The organism is Paenirhizobium cremeum (assembly GCF_047553425.1).
Lineage (GTDB): Bacteria > Pseudomonadota > Alphaproteobacteria > Rhizobiales > Rhizobiaceae > Allorhizobium > Allorhizobium cremeum.
In genome coordinates this window covers 1,114,590-1,137,251 of the sequence record NZ_CP180217.1, presented here as the reverse complement: position 1 = coordinate 1,137,251, position 22,662 = coordinate 1,114,590, and the positions used below count along the sequence as shown (strand labels likewise).

Sequence of the window (22,662 nt, the reverse complement as noted above, 5' to 3'; positions counted from 1 at the left end):
TCACCTCCGTGGAACTCCCCGCTCCGCTCAGAGCCGCTGTGGACCAGATGCTCGCCCGCGAACCGCTGGAGCGGTTACAGCGTGCGAGCGAAAAACTCTCCGACCGCTATCGCCGCGAGGTGCGCGACGGCAAGTTCCACATCGATGGCGAGCTGGCCGCCAAGGCCTATCTCGCCACCCGCCTGCCCGCCACCTTCGCAGCCGTTCGCGCCGCCCTTTCCATGGTCGAGGAGGCATCGCCCTCCTTTGCCCCGGAAAGCCTGATCGATGTCGGCGCAGGTCCCGGCACTGCGCTTTGGGCCGCGGCCGATTGCTGGCCGGAACTCAGGCGGGCGAGCCTTGTCGAGGCCAGTGCCGCGATACGCTCGGTCGGCGATGCGCTGGCGAAGGCCGGACAGGTGGATTGCCAGTGGCTTGCCGGCGATCTCACGGGTTCCATCCCGCAGCTGCCGCCCGCCGATCTCGTGACGCTTGCCTATGTGCTGGACGAGATCGCCGTGAGCGCCATACCGACGGCGGTCTCCCGGCTCTGGGCGCTGACCGGCCATACCATCGTCATCGTGGAACCCGGAACACCGGCCGGCTGGCGGCGTATCCTGACGGCGCGCGCCACGCTGCTGGAGGCCGGCGCCCATGTCGTGGCGCCCTGTCCGCATGCCGCGGCCTGCCCCATCGAGGCGCCGGACTGGTGTCATTTCTCCCGCCGCGTCGCGCGCTCGCGCGTGCATCGCCTCGCCAAGCAGGGAGAGGTGCCATGGGAGGACGAGAAATACATCTTCATCGCCGCCTCAAGGCATGCCGCCGAACCGCCTGAAGCAAGAGTGCTCGCTCCGCCGAAGATTTCCGGCGGCGTCGGACGGCTTAAGCTCTGTCGCGCCGACGGCAGCGCCTCGGAGATCACCGTCAGCCGCCGCGACGGCGCGGTCTTCAAGGCGGCCCGCCGGGCGGATTGGGGCGATGCCTTCGATGCGAGGGGAGATGGCGATGTCGAAGAAGCATGAACTTAACCTGCAGACGGCTGAAAAGTTTGCGCGTATTGCGCTTTCCCATGTCGAGCGGGAGTATCCCCACAAGCCCGGCTTCGTCTTCGGCAGCCCCGATGATGTGCGTTCGCCGCGCGAGACCCATCCGGTCTTCTTCGGCAGCTATGACTGGCATTCCTGCGTGCACGGCTACTGGATGCTCGCCCGCCTTCTCAATCGCTTTGCCGATCTCGCGTCAGCGCCTGAGATCCTCGGCCTTTTCGAACGGCGGTTGACCACAGACGCTGTCGCCGGTGAAGTCGCACTCTTCGAACGGTCCGGCTCACGCGGTTTCGAGCGTCCCTATGGCTGGGGCTGGCTGCTGAAGCTCGCCGCCGAACTGGAGGTCATGAAGGATCGCGGCTTCGCCGAAACGCTTCGGCCGCTTTCGCGGCTCATCGCAGGCCGCTTCGAGAGCTTCCTGCCGCTCGCCACCTATCCGGTGCGGGTTGGGACGCATTTCAACACGGCCTTCGCGATCCGGCTTGCGGCGGATTACGGCGAGGCGGTCAACGACGCTGCGTTCGTCGATCTTCTGCGCGCAACGGCCCTTCGCTGGTATGGGAAGGACCGGGACTGCCCGGCCTGGGGAGAGCCGTCGGGCGACGATTTCCTGTCGTCGACGCTGGCGGAGGCAGAATGCGTGCGCCGCCTCCTGCCTGCGGAGGCTTTCGTCGATTGGTTCAGCCGATTCCTGCCGATGCTTGCGGAGGGGCAGCCGGCAACGCTGTTTTCACCCGCCAGCGTTTCGGACCCCTCCGACGGGAAGATCGCGCATCTGGACGGGCTGAACCTCAGCCGCGCATGGTGCTTCCGTTCGCTGGCCAGTGCGCTCTCTATGGACGATGGGCGCCGTGCCGTCCTGCAAGCTGCGGCTGATCGGCACCTTACCGCGTCACTGCCCCATGTCGCCGGCGACTATATGGGCGAACACTGGCTCGCGAGCTTCGCTGTTCTGGCTCTGGAGGCCTGATTGTCCGGCATTCTACCCTCGAGAAAGCTGATCGGGCTTGTGCTCGCCACTGCCGTGCTTGCACTGGCCACCGTCGACCTGAGACGACGCGGTTTCGTGCCGCCGCCGCTCGCCTCGGCTATCGCCATTTCGCTGCTGCTGGTCAATCTCGCCCTCTGCATCGCCGGCCTCATGATCCGGCATAAGCTGGCCTGGGGTCTTTACCTGGTGGTGAGCCTCGCCACCTCCCTGGTGCTCGGGTTCGCGACGCCCGTCAGCGCTGCGATCACCCTGCTGCCTCTCGGCATCGGCGCCCTGTTTGACCTTATCCATGCATCCGGGCGCCCTTGGTGATCTTGTCGACGATCTTCTTGTCGGCGCGGAGCGCAATGCCCACCACCTTCGCATTCTCGGGCGAAAATTCGGCAAAGACTGCCCGATTGGCGGCGTCATGTCCGGTTGAAAACATCTCTTCGATGTAGAGCGAAGTCGGCACTTCGCGCTCAAGCGACCGCTGGTGGATCTTGCGCAATGTCTCCTGATCGCAGGAGAGCACCACGATCGGCTGGATGCACAGCGCATTGTAGATGTTGCCCGCGGCGTCCCTGTAGGGCTCGCCGATAATGCCCTCCTCCCTTGCGACTATGCCGCTCGTCAGAAAGGCGGTAACGTTGAGCTTCTGCCACGCGGCGAGATCCTCGCGCAGGACAACGACGAATTTGGTATCGAACATGCAGCACTCCGCAAACGGTCTTCTTGATACGCTTGCCGGGCTACCAGTCCCTGATAGTGAAGGTCTTGAACGTTCGTGCAGACCGGCCGACGCGATCCGTGCCGGTATCGATACCCACGGCATCGAGCGCATCGAGGCTCGGTTTTCCGGCAACGGCTTTGCGCCGCATCGGCATGACACCTATGCGCTGGGGCTGACCGTCAGCGGGGTGCAGACCTTCTCCTATCGCGGCCAGTCGCGCTTCAGCCTGCCCGGAAACATCATCGTTCTCCACCCGGACGAGATTCATGACGGCGCTGCAGGCACCGACGACGGCCTGCGCTACCGGATGATGTACATTCCTCCGGAACTGATCCGCGACGCCTGCGACCGGCCGTCCGTGACCCTGCCATTCGTATCGACCCCGGTCCTTTCCGACAACCGGCTTGCCAGCGCTCTTGCGGAAGCGCTTGCCGATCTTGACCATGCTCCGGATGGACTGGCGCTCTCGGACCTGCTGGCCCGTATCGCAGACGGCCTGGGACGCCATGCCGGCAACCGGCAGACAGTGTCGCGCAAGGCGGAACGGGCCGTCGCACGCGCCTGCGCCTATCTCAGGGAAAACTGTGCCGGGCAGGTTTCCTCAGAAGATCTGGAAACGCTGACCAACCTCAACCGCTATTCGCTTGCCCGCCAGTTCCGGCTGGTGACGGGAACGAGCCCGCATCGTTATCTCACCATGCGGCGACTGGAGCGGGCCAGAGGCACGATGCGCGATGGCATGCCGATTGCGGAGGCCGCCTACGATGCCGGCTTCGCCGACCAGAGCCATTTCACCCGCCATTTCAGGAATTGCTACGGCATGACGCCCGGCCACTGGCTGACGCTGCTTCGCGCCTGAGGACAGTCACCGAAACTTCATCGAACGGAAATCGCGCTGACATGGGCGCTCCTTAAGCATGCCGCGTCTCTAACCGTCCTACGAATGGTGACGCCATGAAAAAACATCTCTTTGCATCGGTAGCCCTTTTCCTCCTCGCCGCTCCGGCCTTTGCCGACGAGGTCGCCTTCCCGGCCAAGCTCGTTTCCCATGCGATCCTTCCGGCCAACACGATCATCGCCGCTCCGGCCGATGCCCCCGCCCATCTGAAGACGTCCGGCAAGTTCACCACCGCCGACCGCAAGCGTGCAGAAGGCCTCGGCACAATTCCCGGCAAGGACGGCGTTCGCCCGACCGGCCTTTCCATGCCTTTCGACGGCCAGGCCGTGCAGGGTTTTTCCGGGATCAAGGCCATGGAGGACGGCACCTTCTGGAGCCTTTCCGACAACGGTTTCGGCTCGAAGATCAATTCCAGCGACTCCATGCTAATGCTGCATCACCTCAAGTTCGATTGGGATGCCGGCAAGGTCGAGCGTCTTGAAACCGTGTTCCTGTCCGACCCCGACAAGAAGGCCCCCTTCCCGATCGTCATGGAAGGCGCCGAGCAGCGTTACCTCACCGGCGCTGACTTCGACGTCGAGTCGATCCAGCCCGTCGCCGACGGCTTCTGGATCGGTGAAGAATTCGGTCCCTACATCCTGAAATTCTCCAAGGACGGCAAGCTGACCGAGGTTATCGCCACCAAGGCCGGCGAGACCGACGTGAAATCGCCCGACAACGCAACCCTCGTCGTTCCGGCCAATCCGACCGCCAAGATGCCGGTCTTCAACCTGAAGCGCTCGGGCGGCTATGAAGGCCTCGCGATGTCGAAGGACGGCTCCAAGCTCTACGGCCTGCTCGAGGGCCCGCTTTACCTTGAGGACGGTTCGGTCGAGAAGGCCGACGGCCTGACGGCGCTGCGCATCATCGAGCTCGATGACGCCTCGAAGGCATGGACCGGCCGCTCGTGGCTCTATCCGCTGTCTGAAGGCGGCGAGGCCATCGGCGACTTCAACATGATCGACGGCACCACCGCTCTCATCATCGAGCGCGACAACGGCGCCGGCACGGCAGACAAGGCTTGCGCCGACCCGAAGAAGCCCGAGGCGACCTGCTTTGCCGTTCCGGCCAAGCACAAGCGCATCTACAAGATCGAGATGACGGACGAAAACGCCGGCAAGGCCGCCCGCAAGATCGGCTACATCGATCTGATGAAGATCTCCGATCCGGACAACAAGAAGCGCCAGGGCGGCGGCGAAGGCTTTTATGACATGCCTTTCGTCACCATCGAAAACGTCGACGTGGTCGATCCGACCCACATCATCGTCGGCAACGACAACAACCTGCCCTTCTCGGCCGGTCGCGCGCTGGACAAGGCCGACGACAACGAGTTCGTCCTGCTCGAAGTCGGTGAATTCCTCGCTGCCAAGTAATGAACGAGGCCGGCGGCATTCCTGCCGTCGGCCTCTATTTCCGTCTCGTCAATCGTACGGTTCGCAGCATGAACGAGACGCTCGAGCCGAACTTGGTATTCCAGGCTGGATTTTTACGTTTACGTCATAGCTAGAGTCTCCGCCCCCCACCGACAGGACTGGTGGGCTGCGGGTGCCGGCTGCGCAGCGGTCCGGATCGGACTTGTCGTTGACTGTAACTGCGATGAAACCGCCCATACGCGCGGCTAAAGATCATTCGAATACGAAAGCAATCCGCTTGCCGGTGAGCCGGGAAAGCTGCTGGAGCCGGCCGTCGAGGCGCTCGCCAGCAAAATCCCGGTAGGCCGACGGCACGACGAATTCGAGGTCGAGATCCGGACGTTCGGAACGACGGAACGTCAGGTTGTGAACGATGCCGGGCATCGAGGCGGAGAAGAGATAGACCACCCGCAGCATGCCGCCGAGGAGCTTGGCGCGCTCCAGAAGGCGGTCGGTCGCAATTGTCGCCAGCGGACCGGTACGGCCGTCGTCGTAGAGGCCTTCGAAGCGGTAGTAGTTGGTCAGCGCGATGAAGGCGCGGCCCGGATGCGTGATACCGACGAACGAGGAATGGGCGATGATGTTGAGCGCCTGAAGTCCGCGATAGTCCGGGTGGGCGCGCCAGCTGATGTCGGCCAGCAGGCAGGCCGCCCGGCGATAGCGCACCTCCTCCTCGGTTTCGACAACGTCGAAATACGGCATCATCCGGCCTGTCCATTCGGCCAGCTCGCGGGCGTGCTCCGGTGAACGGGCACGCAGGATCGCAAGTTCGTCGGCCGCCGCCAGCAGCGGGTCCTGCGCCTGATCTTCTTCCGACAGGAGAGAATAAAGATAGCCTTCGCGAACACCCTGTGCCGAGAAGGAAACCCGTGCCGGCTTCATGACATCCAGCACTTCCCGCATGGCGATGGCACCGAACGGAAGAAGCGAGCGGCGGCTCTTCGAGATGGAGGCCCAGGCGGGATCGCGGGAATTGGCCCCGGAAATCACATCCTCCAGGAAGGAAACGATCTCGCTGTAGGGCAGTTCGTAGCCCTGCATCATGTGCAGAGGATAATCGCGGAGTTCCATATGCAGCTTGGCGATGTTTCGCCAGGTGCCGCCAACGGCATAGAAGGTTCGGCCGGCACCCTTCTCGAGCAGCTTCGCCCCCTTGATCTGCTTGCGGGCAAGGGCCCTCGCCTTGGAAATGGAGCCGCCGACGGTCTCGGAGAGACGCAGTCCGCCAAGAGGCAGGGTAATGCCCTTGCCGAGATCACGCCCCTTGACGTCGATCAGTTCGAGCGATCCGCCGCCGAGGTCGCCGGCAATACCATCGGGATCGTGAAAGCCGCTGACGATGCCGAGGGCGGAGTAACGCGCCTCTTCCTCGCCGGTCAGGACGATCACCTTGTGATCGAGAATTTCTTCCGCCCTGCGAATGAATTCCGGGCCGTTGACCGCCTCGCGGGCAGCAGCCGTTGCAAGCACATACATGGCGGTGGCGCGAGCCTGACGGGAAAGGGCGCCGAACCTGCGAAGGGCCGCAAGCGCGCGGGTTACACCTTCATCGTCCATGCGACCGCTGGAAGCGAGCCCCTTGCCGAGGCCACACAGCACCTTCTCGTTGAAAAGCACCGTCGGGGCTCTCGAAAGGCCCTCATAGACGACGAGACGGATCGAGTTCGAACCAATATCGACAACGGAAACAGGGGCAATGCCGGGCAGGCGCCCCTGCGCTTCAGATCTTGTCATGAAGTACCAGTTTAGCGTTTCCGGCCGGATATGAGACCGGCAATCAGTTTCGGCGCACTAGATTTCAGCGATTCCCCGCGTCCAGACAGGCTCGGATTGGTCATGAAATAATGCTGCGCGTTAAAAGGTTCCTCGCCGGGGCGCACTTCCATCCGCCTTGACGTCCCGTCGGGCAATATCTCGTAGCTCTGCTGGTTGTCAATCAGATTGCCCAGCATAATCTGTGAAAGCACCTGCTCGTGCACGGTGGGGTTCGTCAGCGGCACCAGCGTTTCGACACGACGGTCCAGGTTGCGCGGCATCATGTCCGCCGAGCCGATATAGACCAGGGCCTTTTCCGAGGGCAGGCCATAGCCGTTACCGAAACAGAAGATGCGGCTATGCTCCAGGAAGCGGCCGACGATCGATTTGACCCGGATATTATCCGAGAGGCCCGGCACCTGCGGACGCAGGCAGCAGATGCCGCGAACGACCAGGTCGACCTCGACGCCTGCGCGGCTGGCGCGGTAGAGCGCATCGATGATTTCCGGATCCACAAGCGAGTTCATCTTCATCCAGATGGCCGCCGGCGCGCCGTTGCGGGCGTGGACGATCTCTTCCTCGATGTGCCGCAGGATGCGCGGACGCAGCGTATAGGGCGAGACCGCGAGCTTCATGCTTTCCTCCGGCTCGCCGTAGCCGGTGATGAAGTTGAAGACATTCGCCATGTCGTGGGCGATCTTCGGGTTGCAGGTGAAGAAGGAAAGGTCCGTGTAGATCTTCGCCGTCACCGGGTGATAGTTGCCGGTGCCGAGATGGCAGTAGGTCCTGAGCTTGCCGTCCTCGCGACGCACCACCATGGACATCTTGGCGTGGGTCTTGAGTTCGATGAAGCCGAAGACCACCTGCACGCCGGCCCGTTCAAGGTCGCGCGCCCAGCGGATGTTCGCCTCTTCATCGAAGCGGGCCTTGAGCTCGACCAGGGCGGTCACCGACTTGCCAGCCTCGGCGGCATCGATCAGGGCACGCACGATCGGGCTGTCGTTCGACGTACGGTAAAGCGTCTGCTTGATCGCCAGCACGTCCGGATCGCGGGCGGCCTGCAGCAGGAACTGCACGACGACGTCGAAGCTTTCATAGGGGTGGTGGACCACCATGTCCTTTTCGCGGATGGCGGCAAGGCAGTCGCCGGCATGCTCGCGCACGCGCTCCGGGAAGCGGGCGTTATAGGCTTCGAAACGCAGGTCGTCGCGTGGCGCCTTGGCAATTTCGGAGAGCGTATTGAGCGCCAGAAGACCCGGCAGAACCGCAACGCGGTTTTCGGGCACGGCCAGTTCGTGAACCACGAACTGGCGCAGCGAGACCGGCATCTCGGAATCGACCTCGATACGGATCACCGAACCCCGGCGGCGGCGCTTGAGCGCCGTTTCGAAGAAGCGCACCAGATCCTCGGCCTCTTCCTCGACTTCGATATCGCTGTCGCGAATGATGCGGAAGGTGCCGAAGCCGGTCACCTCGTAGCCGGGATAGAGGCGATGGATGAACATGCCAACCACGTCTTCCAGCGTGATGTAGCGGATGGTCGTCTTCTCGTCGGGTAGGCGGATGAAGCGGTCGAGCGTCGGCGGCAAGCGCAGCAGCGCCGTCATCGGCTCGCGATTGCGCTTGCTTTCCAGCTGCAGCCCCATCGAAAAACCGAGATTGGGGATGAAAGGAAAAGGATGGGCGGGATCGATCGAAAGCGGCGTCAGCACGGGAAAGATCGATTCTTCGAACGCGCTACCGAGCCAGGTCCGATCCTCGGCGGAAAGTGCCGCCGGACGAACGATCAGGATGTCTTCCTTGGCGAGATATTGCTGCAGGACCGCAAGTGAAGCCTGCTGCTCCATCTGCAGATTGTCGATTTCCTTGAGGATTTCGTCGAGCTGTTCAGCCGGCGTCTTGCCGTCCGGGCTCTTGATGGTAATGCCCTGACGAACCTGCCCTTCAAGGCCGGCAACGCGCACCATGAAGAACTCGTCGAGATTGGTGGACGAAATCGACAGGAAACGCACCCGCTCGAGCAGCGGATGGGCGGTGTTCAGGGTTTCCTCGAGCACACGGCGATTGAACTGCAACCACGAAAATTCACGGTTGATGAAGCGATCGGAACTCGACAGCAGATCGTCCGTGGCCGTCGCCTCAGCTTGTGCAACCTCGGCTGCGTCGCTTACCACAGAGTCCATGTCTTCCATCCCTTTCTGGTTACCCGCGCCGATTATAACAGTTTGACGACAGTCCTGTGACAATCACTCCGGTCCGTTCGCCGCATAGAGTTCGTTCAGAACCTCGCCGGCGAGAGCCCGGGTGATCCGGGTCCGGCGTGACAGCGCCAGCCGGTCGATCCTTTCGACGATCTCCTGCGCGGCGGAAAAAGACCGCTCCATGCGCTGCACGATATAACCCACAATCTTGTCATCGACGTAAAGCTGGCGGTCGGCGAACAATTTCACCATCACCTGAGAAAGCAATGCCTCATCGGGACTGCCGATCTCCACCATTGTCGCGGCCTTCAGGCGCGAACGCAGGTCCGGCAGCGCGACATTCCACGACGGCGGCCAGGTGCGGGAGGTCATCAGAAGGCTGGTGCCGTGTTCGCGAACGCTGTTGATGACATGGAAAAGCTCGACCTCGTCGAAACCCTGCCGGTCCGCATCCTCGAACACGACCGGTCCTGCCTCCGCCTTGCGCACGGCATCGGTTCCGGTCAGCGGATGAATATCCAAAGCCCCGCTCTGCTGGCGGAAGATATCGACCAGATGCGATTTTCCGGAGCCTTCGGGGCCCATCAGCACCACGACCGGCGACGGCCAGTCGGGCCATGAATCGATGATGGCGACGGCAGCCTCCAGGCGATCGGACACCAGCAGGTCGTCACGTCCCGTCGCCCTGCCGTGATCGAAGGCGAGCGGAAGCTGTTCGGCGATACTGCGCCGCGACGCGACCTTCTTGATCTCACTCATCTACTTCTCTGAAACGTCCTTCACGGGCGGCTCGCCGCCGGCTGCCGTTTGCCCGTAATACAAATCACTCTCAAGATACCGTGCCAGCGCAAAACGGACAAGCACGCCGATGGCGGCGGCGGCGGGCACCGCGACCAAAACGCCGACAAAGCCGAACAGGGCGCCGAAGGCAAACAGCGCAAACATCAGCCAGACGGGATGCAGGCCGACGCTCTGGCCGACAAGCTTCGGCTGCAGGATATTGCCTTCGATAAACTGTCCGGAGAAAAAGAACACCACCACGATGATGAGATGCACATAATCGGGCCAGAACTGAACCAGGGCGACGCCCGCCGCAAGCAGCAGGCCGACGGTCGAGCCGACATAGGGAATGAAGCTTATCATGCCGGTGAAAAAGCCGATCAGCAGGCCGAAATTCAGCCCGATCAGGGAGAGGCCGACGGCATAATAGACGCCGAGAATCAGGCAGAGCGATCCCTGGCCGCGCACGAAGCCGGCAATGGTATTGTCGAGTTCAGTCGCAATCTCGCGGACGGTGGCGACATGATTACGAGGGATCCAGCTATCGACCTTGGCGATCATCCTGTCCCAGTCGAGGAGCAGATAAAAGGCCACGACGGGGGTCACGACCAGAAGCGAGGCAATATCGACGAGCGCCTTGCCGGAATTCCAGATCTGTCCGAAAAGCGTGCCGATGAAACCTACCCCTTCCGAGAGATAGCGCGAAAAATTCCCCTTGATGGTATCCATCTGGGTATTCAGCCATTGCGGCAGCCAGGCGGCATTCGACGTGGCGATGAAATTCTGCAGATCGGAAACGTAGCCCGGAACATGCTGGATGAACTGGTTGAACTGACTCGCCAGGATCGGGATGATAATCATCAGCGACAGGACGAAAACGAAGACGAAGGCGATGAGGATGACCACCGTCGCCATCATGCGGCTGAGACCGAGCCGCTCCAGCCGGTCCGCCACCGGATCGAGAAAATAGGCCAGCGCCATCCCGGCAATGAAGGGCAGGAGAATCGCCCGGAACGTCATCAGGAAAAAGACAAAGACGATGAGGGCAGCAAGCCAGAACAGCAACTGGCGCCGCAGACCCGTTCCGCTGATATGATGCACCATGAAGCGTTCCTCTCGTCGCGCCGGCCTCGCCCTTCGCGCGAATACGCGACGGACCGACCCATAGGAATTAGGGTATGGGCAAAGCGCAGGTCAAGATGGCCACCGGATGGAGACGCCGGCTAACGAAGGGCAGCTACATATCAGTCTCTTGCGAAAACAGCCGGAAAACATCGCGAATCCGGCCTCGCGGCTTGCATGTCGAGCCTCTTCATGCAATTGCCAGCCGCATAATCGATACCCATCGGAGGCACGGATGAGCCAGTCTGGAAAGAACGGTCTGACCTATAGCGACGCCGGCGTCGACATCGATGCCGGAAACCTGCTGGTCGAGAAGATCAAGCCGGCGGTTCGCTCGACGCGCCGTCCCGGCGCAGATGGCGAAATCGGCGGCTTCGGCGGCCTGTTCGACCTCAAGGCCGCAGGCTTCAACGACCCGATCCTGGTTGCGGCCAATGACGGCGTCGGCACCAAGCTGAAGATCGCCATCGACGCGGGCATCCACGATACTGTCGGCATCGACCTCGTCGCCATGTGTGTGAACGATCTCGTGGTACAGGGCGCGGAGCCGCTGCTCTTCCTCGACTACTTCGCAACCGGCAAGCTCGATCCAGAACAGGGCGCGGCGATCGTCGGCGGCATCGCGGCCGGATGCCGCGAGGCAGGATGCGCGCTGATCGGCGGGGAAACCGCCGAAATGCCCGGCATGTATGCGGGCGGCGACTACGACCTTGCGGGCTTTGCCGTCGGCGCTGCCGAACGCGGCAAGCTGCTGCCGGCCGGCGATATCGCGGAAGGCGACGTCATTCTCGGTCTCTCTTCCTCCGGCGTTCACTCCAACGGCTTCTCGCTGGCGCGCAAGATCGTTGGCCTTTCCGGCCTGTCCTGGGACGACAAGGCGCCCTTCGACGCCGACAAGACGCTCGGCGCGGCCCTGCTGGAGCCGACCCGCATCTATGTGAAGCCGCTCCTCAAGGCGATCCGCGAGACGGGTGCGCTCAAGGCGCTGGCACACATCACCGGCGGCGGTTTCCCGGAAAACATTCCGCGCGTCCTGCCGAAGCATCTGGCGGCGGAAATCGACCTTGGCGCCATCAAACCGCCGGCAGTCTTCTCCTGGCTGGCAAAGACCGGCGGCGTCGCACAGAACGAGATGCTGCGTACCTTCAACTGCGGCATCGGCATGATCGTCGTGGTCGCGGCAGCGGATGCCGGCCGCGTCTCGGCCATTCTTGAAGCCGAAGGCGAGACCGTTGTCCCGCTCGGGCGGATGATCGCACGCGCCGAGGGCGAGCCCGGCACGCGCTATCAGGGTGTCCTTGCCCTATGACCATGCCGCGCAAACGCGTCGTCGTCTTCATTTCCGGTGGCGGCTCCAACATGCTGGCGCTTGCAGCCGCTTGCGAGGCGAAGGATTTTCCAGCTGAGGTGGTCGCAGTCATCTCCGACAAGTCCACGGCGGGCGGGATCGCCAAGGCTGCCGAGCGCGGCATTGCGACCTTCGTCTTCGAGCGCCGGGACTATGCAGGCAAGGCCGAGCATGAGGCCGCAATCCTTGCGACGCTTGAAAGCCTGTCGCCGGATATCATCTGCCTTGCCGGCTACATGCGCCTGCTGTCCGGCCATTTCATCCAGCGCTTCGAAGGCCGGATCATCAATATCCACCCTTCCCTGCTGCCACTCTTTCCGGGCCTGCATACCCATCAGCGCGCCATCGACGCAGGCATGCGGATCGCCGGCTGCACCGTGCATTTCGTCACCGAAGGCATGGACGAAGGCCCGATCCTCGCGCAGGCGGCCGTTCCGGTCGTGACCGGAGATACATCGGACAGCCTCGCTGCGCGGGTTCTGACCGTGGAACACCGGCTTTATCCGCTCGCCTTGAAGCTGATGGCGGAAGGCAAGGTTCGCATGGAAAACGGCCATGCCGTTCGGGAACCCCAGGATACGCCCCGTCCGGACGACAAGCTGATCGCGGCGTTCTGACGCCTGCGGCAACCTCGACGCTTGAAATGCCGGGCGCGCGCACGCAACATTCCCTGCACATCGATCGAGAAGGCAGGGAATCGCGGTGCCGACTTCACTTTATCGCTTCGTCTGGCAGGTCAGCGGCCCGCATCAGGCTGTCATCGCCATCCTGTCCGTAGTCCTGTTCCTTCTCGGCACGGTACCGCTCGAAATCCAGCGCAGGATCGTCAACGACGCAACCGACCGGCACCCGTTCAGCGCCATCCTCACGCTGGTGGCACTTTATGTGCTTTGCGTGCTTGCCGAAGGAGCCGTAAAACTCGCGCTCAACATCTACCGCAACTGGATCGGCGAGAGATCGGTGCGGTGGCTGCGCCGTGTCGTCTTCGTCTCCGACAAGGTCCATCCCGCTCCCGTCGACATCGGGAAGGAGGGGGCTGAACTTTCAATCGTCATCGCCGAGGCGGAACCCATCGGCGGCTTTGTCGGCGGCGCCATCTCTGAGCCATTGCTGCAGGCAGGCATCCTTGTAACCGTCACCGGCTATCTCATCTATCTCCAGCCGATGATGGCGCTCGTGGTCGTGCTGGTCTTCTGTCCGCAGATCGGTTTCGTGCCGCTGATGCAATCGGCCATCAATCGCCGTGTCGGAGCCAAGATCGACGTCACCCGCCAGATGAGCGCCGGCATCGTCGAGCGCGGCGCGGCGGTCGATACAGATGGCGTGCAGGACAAGAGGATCGAGCAGATCTTCGCGCTCAATATGGGCGTCTACAAGATCAAGTTCACCATGAACTTCCTCATGAATTTCCTCACCCAGCTCGGTTACGCCGGCATCCTGGCCTTGGGCGGCTACTTCGTGGTCACCGGCCAGACCGAAGTGGGAACCATCGCGGCTTTCATCGCGGGACTGGCCAAGATCAACGATCCCTGGGGCGACCTCGTCGACTGGTACCGGGCCGTGAAGGTGACGCAGGTTAAATACGAGATGGTGCGCACCGCGCCATCCCTTGCAAACCTCGCCGAAGCGGATGCCGACGCCCTCGCGTTCTGATCGAACGGCATGCCGCGGCATATCCTGCGCTAGCCAATCATTAACCATTCCGATGCAGGCTCCCCTTGAACAACAAGGGGTTGCAGGGCATGGCGATTCGTTTTTCTCATTTACCGCTGATTGCGTCAGCCGTAGTGGCCATCGCCCTGCCCGCTCGCGCCCAGGACAATTTCTACTCCTCGTCCGACGGTTCGGTGAGCGCGTTTGCCGGCTTCGGCCTCACCAGCCTGGAGGCCGGGGAATACGTCTATGACGGAAGCCACAAGCTCAGCCAGCTCGACTGGGAGAGCAAGAATGTCCCAACGGCCAAGATGGGGGCAACGTTGGAACTCGGATACAACTGGCGCCTGAAAGGCAAGCTCGACATCGGCATGGATGGCGACGGCCACATGGTCGACAGGGACTGGCTGGTCTATTCCATCGATGACTGGACTCACCAGTCCGTCCATCCAGACACCCGGCTCGATCACTATCTGAGCGGCACGATCGAAGCGGACCGAACCCTCTACCAGACCGATACGACACGGCTTTCGCTCGGCGGCGGCCTCGGTTATTCGGACGTGCAGTGGAGTGCCTATGGCGGCAGTTACATCTATTCGACCTATGCGCTGCACGACACGGTCGGCAACTTCGCCGACGGGGAAAAAGGCATCACTTACCGGCAGAAGATTCCCGTCGCCTTCGTTTCCGCCAATGCCGAGCAGCGCATCGGAGCGCTGACCCTTGCCGGCGGCATACAGGGCGGCGCCACCTTCGGCATCAGCGACATCGACGATCACTGGCTGCGCGACCTGCGCTTCTATGACGACATGAAGCCCGCGCCGATGATCGGCGCCAATGTCTCGCTCGACTACCAGCTTCTGCCGTCGGCGTCGATCTACGTGGCCGGCGACTTCCAGAAGGTCTATCACGCCAAGGGCGATACCAAGGTCGAGAGCACGACCAGCTCCGCATCGGCGAATTACGACGACGCGGCAGGTGCCGACTTCCAGTCGTGGTCGGTCTCGTTCGGTCTCAAGGGCCGTTTCTGAGGTCGGCCGGGCCAGCGCCGAAGTTCAAAAATCACTTCTCCGATCAATAAACCCATTTTTGGCCCGGGGCACCCCCAGAAATGGACGGCTCAACCCGTTGAGGAAAAAGAGGAAAACCTTAGTGTCCGTCGGCATTAGAACACGACGCATGGGGGTAATTACATGTCTCTTCTTCGCACCAAAGCCGCTTTGCTGGCGGGTCTTGTCTTCTGTTCTCCGGCGATGGCGGCCGACAATCTGTTCACTTCTCCGGACCAGAGTTTCTCCATCTACGGGGGCATCGGCTTCGCCAATATCAAGGCCGGCGAATATGTCTATGACGGATCGCACAAGCTCAGCCAGCTCGACTGGGAAAGCAAGGGCGTCATGCTCTACAGCCTCGGCGCCACCGCCAATCTCGACAAAAACTGGAGCGTGAAGGCAAACGTCGACATCGGCGCCAACGGCAACGGCCATATGGTCGATTACGATTGGCTTGTCTATTCCATCGATGACTGGACGCATCGCTCCACCCATCCGGACACGCAACTCGACCACTATTTCAACGGCTCGATCGAGGTGGATCGTGATGTCTACTCCGATGACGCGACGACCCTCGATGTCGGGGTCGGTTTCGGCTATTCCGACGTGAAGTGGAGCGCGTTCGGCGGCTCCTATATCTACAGCACCTCCGCCCTGCACGACACCGTGGGCAGTTTCGCCGATGGCGAAAGGGCGATCAGCTACCGGCAGAAGATCCCGGTTGCCTTCCTGGCGGCAAATGCGGAGCACAAGATCGGCGCCTTTACGATTTCGGGCGGACTCAAGGGCGGCCTGAGCTTCGGCATCGAGGATATCGACGATCACTGGATGCGTGACCTGCGCTTCTACGATTCCATGGAAGCGGCTCCGATGTTCGGTGCCAATGTCGCGGTGAACTACGAGTTGACGCAGAATGCTGCGTTCTACGTCGCCGGCAATTTCGAGAAGGTCTTCGAATCCAAGGGTGACGTCCGCATGGTCGACACGACCGGAGCAAGCGAAGACCAGCACTTCTCCAATGGTGCCGGGGCGGATTTCCAGGCCGTTTCGATCTCCTTCGGCCTGAAGGGCAAGTTCTGACAATCCCAGCCCCCCGCGGACGGCCAGCCATGCCGTCCGTCTGGCCGCGAACGTATCTTTGCGCGTTCGCGGCTTTTTTTTCACGCGAGAAGGATCAGCCTTCCCCGGAAAGCCGCGCGCGGTTCAGGGCCGCCCATTGCAGCAGCATGATCGTCTTGGCGTCGCAGATTTCTCCGCTTTCAATCATGGCAAGGGCGCTTTTGAACGGGATGTCCACGAGTTCGATATCCTCGTGCTCCTCGTCCAGCCCTCCACCCTCGGAGACCTTGTCAGCCTGGCTGATCTCGGCATGGAAAAAATGGATTTTCTCCGTTACCGCTCCCGGCGACATGTAGACCGAGAACAGTCGCCTCACCCGCTTGATGTGAAAGCCGGTTTCTTCCTCGGCCTCCCGGACGACCGTCTCAGCGGGATCCTCGCCATGCGCCATGGAGCCGGCCGGCACTTCCAGCAGAAACGGAGCATCTCCCTGGAGATAAACCGGAATTCTGAACTGCCGCACCAGAACCACTGCATCCCGGTGAGGGTCGTGCAGGAGCACGGCAACAGCCTCGCCCCGATCGAAGACCTCCCATTCGAGCTGCGTCGTATCGCCGTCGCGCCCATAGTCGAAAACGACGCGACGCAGGGTGCTCCATCCCTTCCAGACGGTCTCGTCGCTGACGATGTCGATGCCCGTCCGGTCGAAGCGGCTCATTCGCCGTCCTTCGCGAGCCAGACCTTGTTGTCGTGGAAGGCCGCGCCACCATGGGGCGCTACGCAATCGGCGCCGGTCAGCACGTTGATGCCCTCCCCGTCGAGATGCGCCTTGTTCGGCCACAATCCCTCGGCCACGAGCACGCCCGGTTTCACCGCTTCGGTGACCCGCGCATGTATCCTAACCTCGCCGCGCCGGTTGCCGATGCGAACAATATCGCCGACGGCAATCGAAAGCCGTTCCGCATCCTGCGGGTTGACCATGACTTCCGGCCTGCCCTCCTTCTCGACCGAGGTCGGCGTTTCGGCGAAGGTCGAATTCAGGAAGTTGCGCGCGGGAGACGTGGCGAGGCGGAAGGGATGTTCGGCGTCCGCAACCTCGATCAGGTCGACATGATCGGGAAGCGCAGGCAAGGCTGCAACGGGGCCGAGATTGCCGACGTTTGCCGGCGGCTTGTTGGGAGACTTGCCCGCAACCCAATCCGGCCGGAAGCGGAACTTGCCATCCGGATGGCCGAAACCATCGAGGAAATGGGCCGAGCGAAAATCAGGCTGACAGTCGATCCAGCGGCCGGCCTTCAACTCGTCATAGCCGGGCTGTCCGCTTGCCTTCAAAAGCCGGTCGATATGCTCCTCTTCGGAAAGACCGAAGCCCGGATAGTTGGACACGCCGAGACGCTTCGCCAGTTCCTCGATCACGAAGAGATTGGTGCGCACCGTTTCCGGCGGCTCCACCAGCTTCGGCCCGAGGAGGATGTGGCTATGGCCGCCGCCGCGATAGATATCGTCATGCTCCACAAACATGGTGGCCGGCAACACGATATCGGCGACCGCGGCGGTTTCCGTCATGAACTGCTCGTGGACGGCGACGAAGAGGTCGTCACGCAGGAAACCCTGTCTCACCAGCCGCTGTTCGGGCGCGACATTCATCGGATTGGTGTTCTGGATCAGGAGCGCCGTCACCGGCCCGCCATGGCGCAGCGCTTCCGGATCGCCTGTCAGAAGACGGCCGATCTGCGATTGGTCGAGCATTCGGATCGACGGGTCCATATAGGCAGTACCCATCAGTTCCGACTTGTTCAGACGGTAGATATCCCCGTTGTTGTGGAAGGCGCCGCCGCCTTCGTATTGCCAGAGGCCGAGCACGGTCGAGACCGAGAGCGCTGCATGCATGGCCACCGAACCGTTGCGCTGACGGGCAAAACCGTAACCGAGGCGGAAGAAGGTCCTTCTCGTCGTTCCCACCAGCTTCGCCAGCGTCTCGATCTCGTCGACGGAAAGGCCAGTGATGGCTGCCGCCCATTCCGGTGTGCGGCTTTCGAGATGCGCCTCGAGACCTTCGGGATCGTCGGCGTATTTCGCCATGTATTCGCGGTCGGCATAACCGTCGCGGAAGGCGACATGCATCAGCGCACAGGCCAGTGCCGCATCCGTGCCCGGACGGACGATCAGGCCGAGATCGGCCTGCTTCATCGTCGGATTGTCGTAGATGTCGATGACGACGATCTTCGCCCCGCGTTCCTTTCGGGCGCGGGTCGCATGGGTCATGACGTTGACCTGCGTGGCCACCGCATTCGTTCCCCAGATGACGACGCAATCGGCTTTCGCCATCTCACGCGGGTCTGGTCCGCGAAGCGCACCGGTTCCCATGACATAGCCGGTCCAGGCCATGTTGGTGCAGATCGTGCCCAGGAAGCCGGAATAGCGCTTGGCGTGGCGCAACCGTTCGATCGAGTCGCGCTGCACCTGCCCCATGGTGCCAGCGTAGAAATACGGCCAGATTGCTTCTGAGCCGTGCGCCGCTTCCGCCTTGACGAAAGCATCGGCAATCTCGTCGAGGGCAGCCTCCCAGGAAACTTCCTGCCAGTCGCCCGCGCCCTTTGCTCCCTTGCGCCGTTTCGGCGTCAGAAGCCGGCCCGGATGATAGAGCCGCTCGGCATAACGGGCGACCTTGGCGCAGATGACGCCGGCAGTATAGCTGTTGTCGGGTGCCCCGCGTACGCGGCCGATGCGGCCGTCCGGCTCGACGTCGACGTTGAGCGCGCAGGCGGAGGGACAGTCGTGCGGACAGACCGTGTGACCGGTCTTACGAATAGGGCTCGCGATGTTCATGGCTTTTGTATATTGCAAGCTCGAAGGTGCCAAAAGGCCCATTCAAACAAATCATCGTAACCATCAGGATGCCAGATGAACTATCGCCACATCTATCACGCGGGCAATTTCGCCGACGTGCTGAAGCATGCGGTTCTGGCGCGCCTGATCGTCTACTTGCAGCAGAAGGACAAGGCCTTCCGCCTGCTGGATACGCATGCGGGCATCGGGCTCTACGATCTCTCGTCGGAAGAGGCCCAGAAGACCGGCGAATGGCAGGACGGAATCGGCCGCCTCATCGAGGCGGAACTGCCCGAGGCGGTCGCGACCTTCCTTGCTCCTTATCTCGATGCGGTGCGCACGCTCAATCCGGCCGGTCCGATCCGGCTCTATCCCGGTTCGCCGAAGCTTGCACGGGTGCTTTTCCGCCCGCAGGACCGGCTGTCCGCCATGGAACTTCATCCGGACGACTGCCGCGCGCTGTCGCGTCTTTTCGAGGGCGATTATCAGGTGCGCGTGACCGAACTCGACGGTTGGCTGGCGCTCGGCGCCCATCTGCCGCCCAAGGAAAAGCGCGGTATCGTCCTGGTCGATCCCCCCTTCGAGATCGAAGGAGAATATGAGCGGCTGGTCGACGGTCTTTCCCGCGCCTGGCGGCGTTTTTCGACGGGCGTCTATTGCCTGTGGTATCCGATCAAGAAAGGCGCGCCGATCGCTGCCTTCCATCAGGCGCTCAAGGACCTGGAAATCCCGAAGATGCTGTGCGCCGAGCTTTCCGTCCGCAGCGACCGCGAAACGACCGGCCTTTCCGGCTCCGGCCTCATCATCGTCAACCCGCCCTATACGCTGAAAGAGGAACTGCATGCGGCGCTGCCGGAACTGAAGCGCGTGCTGGCCAAGGACCGCTTCGCCTCGCAGCGCTGCTTCTGGCTGAGGGGCGAGGAGCAGGCCTGACAACCGGCGGGACGCACCCGCGAGGTCCCTTGACGTTACCGATGTTTCTCAACATTGTGGCGGCTCACTGGGGAGATTCATCATGACGAAACGTCTGCTGATCCGCGCCGCGCTGTCGCTCGCAAGCTTCATGCCCCTCGGCGTCGCCACAGAGAGCCTTGCGGCAACGCCGTCCTGCGAACAGGTGGCCGGCCATGTCAGCTCCCGCTTCACCCGCAACAACCGCGACTTCCTGAAGATCAATCTCGCCGTTCAGGATTTCGGTAGCATCCGCGAAGGCCGCTTCGAGCCGGCCGACGACACGCACAGGGTCGAGCGGCGCTACTGCCAGACGACAATCACAGGAACAGACGGCCAGCGTCGCAAGCTCTGGTATCTCATCGAAAGCACATGGGGTTTCGCGGGCGTCGGCCCTTCGGTCGAGTTCTGCGCCAGCGGCCTTGACCCCTGGCATGTCTACGGCGCCCATTGCGCTTCGCTGCGCTGAGCCGGGTCGATCGGCGAACGCCATGTCCCGGTATGCAGGTTTCATTGCCCTCGCCTTGCTGGCTCTGGCGGCCTTCGCCTACACCGCTTTCAAGCCCTCCGGCACGTCCACCCCGTCACCGGCGCCACAGGAGAGCACGATGCTGCCGCCGGCGGCTCCCTCCCCGGCGCGACTGCCGCAGGGAACGGGGTTCGATTTCTACGTACTGGCCCTGTCGTGGTCGCCGACCTTCTGTTCGCTCAATCCGGGCGGCAATAATCGCGACCAGTGCCATGCATCGAAGGATTACGGTCTTGTCGTCCATGGGCTCTGGCCACAGTTCGAACGCGGCTACCCGGAATCTTGCGCCAGCGATGCTCCCCAACGGGTGCCGGAGAGCATCGGTCGGGCGATGCTCGACATCATGCCGAGCATGGGTCTGATCGGGCATGAATGGCGCAAGCATGGAACCTGCTCGGGATTGGGCCAGGTCGACTATTTCTCCATCACCCGCACCGCCTATGAAAAGGTGAACGCGCCCCCCGCCCTGTCAAATGCGGGGCAGGAAACCAGGATATCTCCTGAGGCACTGGAAAAGCAGTTTCTCGATGCCAATCGCGGGCTGGAGCCGCTCGGTATCGCCGTCACCTGCGAGGACGGCAAGTTCGAGGAAGTGCAGATCTGCATGACAAAGGATCTGGAATTCCGCACCTGCCCCGAAGTCGACCGCAACAGCTGCCGGCAGCGGAACATCACCATACCGCCTCAGCGGTAAAGACCGCAAAAGAGAATGGATCAGACATGAAGCTGCTTTTTTCGACCACCTCCCCCTATTCGTCCAAGGTCCGCATGGCCGCCCGCTATCTCGGGATCGATCTCGAAGAGGTGAAGGTCAATACCAGCGACGACCCGCCAGTGCTGATCCATGCCAATCCGCTCGGCAAGATCCCGACGCTGATTACCGACGAAGGCGAAGCCATCTTCGACAGCCGCGCGATCATGCACTACCTGCATCGCATTTCCGGCAAGCAACTCTATCCCAAGAAGGATGAAAAACGGACGGAAGCGGAAGTTTTGGAAGCGCTCTGCGACGGGATCAACGATTGCCTGCTGGCGATCGTCTACGAGAAGCGTTTTCGCCCGCCGGAACTGGTCAGTCAGGCCGCCATCGACCGTCAGTGGGAAAAAGTCCTGCGCTCCCTCGAGCATCTCGACAACAACATGCCGAAGACCGGCAAGAAGCTGCATGGCGGCCATTTCGCCATGGCAAGCCTGCTCGGCTATCTCATGCTGCGTTTTCCCGGCCAATGGGAAAACGGTCATACCGAACTGACCGGATGGCCGATCAAGTTCGCCAAGCGCTTCGAAAACTATGGCGCGCTGCGGCCGCAGTCCTGAGGAATAACGAATTCCAGACAACAAAAAAGCCGGGCTTGCGCCCGGCTTTTCCTGAGTTCGATCCTGACAGGGATCAGAACTTGACGCCCATACCGACCTTGACGCTGTGGTCGTCGAAGCCCTTGGAAACGTTGGTGCCGTCGAGGTCGAAGTCGCGCTTCTGGTAGTCGCTGTAGCGATACTCGACGCGAGCGGTGACATTGTCGGTGACCATCGCTTCGACACCGGCGCCGACGGTGTAACCCGCAGCAATGCGCTCGTCGCTGTCGGTGGCGCTTTTCAGCTCGTGGTTCGCGACAGCAAGACCGGCCGTGCCGTAGATCAGGAACGGATTCATGTCGTAACCGACGCGGCCGCGGATCGAGCCGTTGACGCCCTGGGTGCCCTTGTAGCCGGCGCCGGCACTGCCGTCTTCGCCATTGTAACCGAGATCGGCTTCAGCACCATAGACAAGCTGGCCGTTCTGCATGTTGTAACCACCGTAGACGGCACCGCCGAGCGCCTTGGCGTCGCGGTTATTTGCACCGTCGAAACGACCGAAGTCGTAGGTGGCCATACCGCCCACATAGGCACCGGACCAGTTGCCTGCCGGAGCGGCATAGTTGTCCGAAGCAGCCGGAGCCTCCGGAATCTGGTCAACGGCATCGGCGGCGCTTGCAGCCTGGATAGCAGCAAAGCTCGTGGCGGAAGCCAGAAGAATCATAGTGAGGGTACGCATACTAGTCTCCTTTCAGTTCACTGCCGCGCTTAATCCTTACAAACAGCGGCGAGAACGATAGTTAGAAATCCCTGCCCGTTCCGAAGGAATACATGGCGGTGAAATGAGGAATTGAAAGAGCCAAAATATGAAATGATTGTGGCGCAGCAGTGACCAAAATGGGATGTTGCTTTGCGACAACACAAAATTTGTTAACCATAACAAATTCTAAACGCGACAATACACCATTAATTCCGAATTAAACTTAAGTTAAACCAAGTATTTCTTAAGG

At 61.8% G+C, this 22,662-nt stretch carries 22 protein-coding genes; 14 read left to right on the top strand and 8 right to left on the bottom strand.

Annotated features, from left to right (window positions below; translation table 11 throughout):
- Nucleotides 1-8 precede the first annotated feature (8 nt).
- Genes ACLBKR_RS05625 through ACLBKR_RS05615 form a run of 3 tightly spaced genes read left to right on the top strand, consistent with a single transcriptional unit; the run spans nucleotide 9 to nucleotide 2,328 of the window.
- On the top strand, nucleotides 9-1,001 hold the full coding sequence (locus ACLBKR_RS05625) for a small ribosomal subunit Rsm22 family protein (protein WP_113486707.1): 993 nt from the start codon (nucleotides 9-11) through the stop codon (nucleotides 999-1,001).
- The gene (locus tag ACLBKR_RS05620) at nucleotides 979-1,995 is read left to right on the top strand and encodes a DUF2891 domain-containing protein (protein ID WP_113338740.1); all 1,017 of its coding nucleotides are present in this window, start codon (nucleotides 979-981) and stop codon (nucleotides 1,993-1,995) included. Before ACLBKR_RS05625 ends, ACLBKR_RS05620 begins: the two co-directional genes overlap by 23 nt.
- Nucleotides 1,996-2,328: a hypothetical protein gene (locus ACLBKR_RS05615; RefSeq protein ID WP_113338739.1), complete on the top strand. Its 333-nt coding sequence runs from the start codon at nucleotides 1,996-1,998 to the stop codon at nucleotides 2,326-2,328. It begins immediately after the preceding gene.
- On the opposite strand, the gene ACLBKR_RS05610 is transcribed toward ACLBKR_RS05615, so the two are convergent.
- Complete coding sequence (locus ACLBKR_RS05610) at nucleotides 2,300-2,707, bottom strand: DUF2000 family protein (RefSeq protein WP_112827238.1); 408 nt, start codon at nucleotides 2,705-2,707, stop codon at nucleotides 2,300-2,302. The two genes, ACLBKR_RS05615 and ACLBKR_RS05610, sit on opposite strands and share 29 nt — an antisense overlap.
- On the opposite strand from ACLBKR_RS05610, the gene ACLBKR_RS05605 reads away from it, so the two are divergent.
- Nucleotides 2,706-3,587, top strand: a complete 882-nt coding sequence (locus ACLBKR_RS05605; RefSeq protein ID WP_113338738.1) for an AraC family transcriptional regulator — start codon at nucleotides 2,706-2,708, stop codon at nucleotides 3,585-3,587. The two genes, ACLBKR_RS05610 and ACLBKR_RS05605, sit on opposite strands and share 2 nt — an antisense overlap.
- Nucleotides 3,588-3,682: 95 nt before the next feature.
- Nucleotides 3,683-5,038, top strand: a complete 1,356-nt coding sequence (locus ACLBKR_RS05600) for an esterase-like activity of phytase family protein (protein ID WP_113338737.1) — start codon at nucleotides 3,683-3,685, stop codon at nucleotides 5,036-5,038.
- A gap of 252 nt (nucleotides 5,039-5,290) precedes the next feature.
- On the opposite strand, the gene ppx is transcribed toward ACLBKR_RS05600, so the two are convergent.
- The 4 genes from ppx to ACLBKR_RS05580 all read right to left on the bottom strand — a co-directional run bounded on the left by ppx (nucleotide 5,291) and on the right by ACLBKR_RS05580 (nucleotide 10,917).
- Complete coding sequence (gene ppx / locus ACLBKR_RS05595; RefSeq protein ID WP_113338736.1) at nucleotides 5,291-6,811, bottom strand: exopolyphosphatase; 1,521 nt, start codon at nucleotides 6,809-6,811, stop codon at nucleotides 5,291-5,293.
- A gap of 11 nt (nucleotides 6,812-6,822) precedes the next feature.
- On the bottom strand, nucleotides 6,823-9,015 hold the full coding sequence (locus tag ACLBKR_RS05590; protein ID WP_112827465.1) for an RNA degradosome polyphosphate kinase: 2,193 nt from the start codon (nucleotides 9,013-9,015) through the stop codon (nucleotides 6,823-6,825).
- 63 nt (nucleotides 9,016-9,078) lie between these two features.
- Nucleotides 9,079-9,792, bottom strand: a complete 714-nt coding sequence (hdaA, locus tag ACLBKR_RS05585; RefSeq protein ID WP_112827242.1) for a DnaA regulatory inactivator HdaA — start codon at nucleotides 9,790-9,792, stop codon at nucleotides 9,079-9,081.
- Nucleotides 9,793-10,917, bottom strand: a complete 1,125-nt coding sequence (locus ACLBKR_RS05580; RefSeq protein ID WP_112827243.1) for an AI-2E family transporter — start codon at nucleotides 10,915-10,917, stop codon at nucleotides 9,793-9,795.
- 253 nt (nucleotides 10,918-11,170) lie between these two features.
- Between ACLBKR_RS05580 and purM the strand changes: the two genes are divergently transcribed.
- The 5 genes from purM to ACLBKR_RS05555 all read left to right on the top strand — a co-directional run bounded on the left by purM (nucleotide 11,171) and on the right by ACLBKR_RS05555 (nucleotide 16,068).
- Entirely contained in the window at nucleotides 11,171-12,244 is a 1,074-nt protein-coding gene (gene purM, locus ACLBKR_RS05575) for a phosphoribosylformylglycinamidine cyclo-ligase (RefSeq protein ID WP_113444079.1), read from the top strand.
- Nucleotides 12,241-12,900: a phosphoribosylglycinamide formyltransferase gene (gene purN / locus ACLBKR_RS05570; RefSeq protein ID WP_113437958.1), complete on the top strand. Its 660-nt coding sequence runs from the start codon at nucleotides 12,241-12,243 to the stop codon at nucleotides 12,898-12,900. The genes purM and purN overlap by 4 nt, the downstream gene beginning before the upstream one ends.
- An 85-nt stretch (nucleotides 12,901-12,985) precedes the next feature.
- Complete coding sequence (locus ACLBKR_RS05565; RefSeq protein ID WP_414900942.1) at nucleotides 12,986-13,936, top strand: ABC transporter ATP-binding protein; 951 nt, start codon at nucleotides 12,986-12,988, stop codon at nucleotides 13,934-13,936.
- An 89-nt stretch (nucleotides 13,937-14,025) separates the two neighbouring features.
- Nucleotides 14,026-14,967, top strand: a complete 942-nt coding sequence (locus ACLBKR_RS05560) for an omptin family outer membrane protease (protein WP_113444146.1) — start codon at nucleotides 14,026-14,028, stop codon at nucleotides 14,965-14,967.
- Nucleotides 14,968-15,129: 162 nt separating this feature from the next.
- The gene (locus ACLBKR_RS05555; protein ID WP_113426029.1) at nucleotides 15,130-16,068 is read left to right on the top strand and encodes an omptin family outer membrane protease; all 939 of its coding nucleotides are present in this window, start codon (nucleotides 15,130-15,132) and stop codon (nucleotides 16,066-16,068) included.
- Nucleotides 16,069-16,162: 94 nt separating this feature from the next.
- On the opposite strand, the gene ACLBKR_RS05550 is transcribed toward ACLBKR_RS05555, so the two are convergent.
- Entirely contained in the window at nucleotides 16,163-16,765 is a 603-nt protein-coding gene (locus ACLBKR_RS05550) for an NUDIX domain-containing protein (protein WP_113437956.1), read from the bottom strand.
- The gene (locus tag ACLBKR_RS05545; protein WP_414900940.1) at nucleotides 16,762-18,876 is read right to left on the bottom strand and encodes a molybdopterin-containing oxidoreductase family protein; all 2,115 of its coding nucleotides are present in this window, start codon (nucleotides 18,874-18,876) and stop codon (nucleotides 16,762-16,764) included. Before ACLBKR_RS05545 ends, ACLBKR_RS05550 begins: the two co-directional genes overlap by 4 nt.
- 75 nt (nucleotides 18,877-18,951) lie before the next feature.
- Here ACLBKR_RS05545 and ACLBKR_RS05540 point away from each other — a divergent pair, with 75 nt between their 5' ends.
- The 4 genes from ACLBKR_RS05540 (at nucleotide 18,952) to ACLBKR_RS05525 (ending at nucleotide 21,673) form a co-directional block, all read left to right on the top strand.
- A complete protein-coding gene (locus tag ACLBKR_RS05540) occupies nucleotides 18,952-19,809 on the top strand; it encodes a 23S rRNA (adenine(2030)-N(6))-methyltransferase RlmJ (RefSeq protein ID WP_112827251.1) in 858 nt (285 codons plus the stop codon).
- An 82-nt stretch (nucleotides 19,810-19,891) separates the two neighbouring features.
- A complete protein-coding gene (locus ACLBKR_RS05535; protein WP_112827252.1) occupies nucleotides 19,892-20,296 on the top strand; it encodes a hypothetical protein in 405 nt (134 codons plus the stop codon).
- A 22-nt stretch (nucleotides 20,297-20,318) separates the two neighbouring features.
- Nucleotides 20,319-21,050 carry a ribonuclease T2 family protein gene (locus tag ACLBKR_RS05530; protein WP_414900937.1) on the top strand — a complete coding sequence of 244 codons (732 nt, stop codon included), beginning with the start codon at nucleotides 20,319-20,321 and terminating at the stop codon, nucleotides 21,048-21,050.
- Nucleotides 21,051-21,076: 26 nt separating this feature from the next.
- Nucleotides 21,077-21,673, top strand: coding sequence for a glutathione S-transferase (locus ACLBKR_RS05525; protein ID WP_414900935.1), 597 nt, complete (start codon nucleotides 21,077-21,079; stop codon nucleotides 21,671-21,673).
- A gap of 73 nt (nucleotides 21,674-21,746) precedes the next feature.
- Here ACLBKR_RS05525 and ACLBKR_RS05520 read toward each other — a convergent pair whose 3' ends face one another.
- The gene (locus ACLBKR_RS05520) at nucleotides 21,747-22,391 is read right to left on the bottom strand and encodes an outer membrane protein (RefSeq protein ID WP_112827255.1); all 645 of its coding nucleotides are present in this window, start codon (nucleotides 22,389-22,391) and stop codon (nucleotides 21,747-21,749) included.
- Nucleotides 22,392-22,662: the final 271 nt, after the last annotated feature.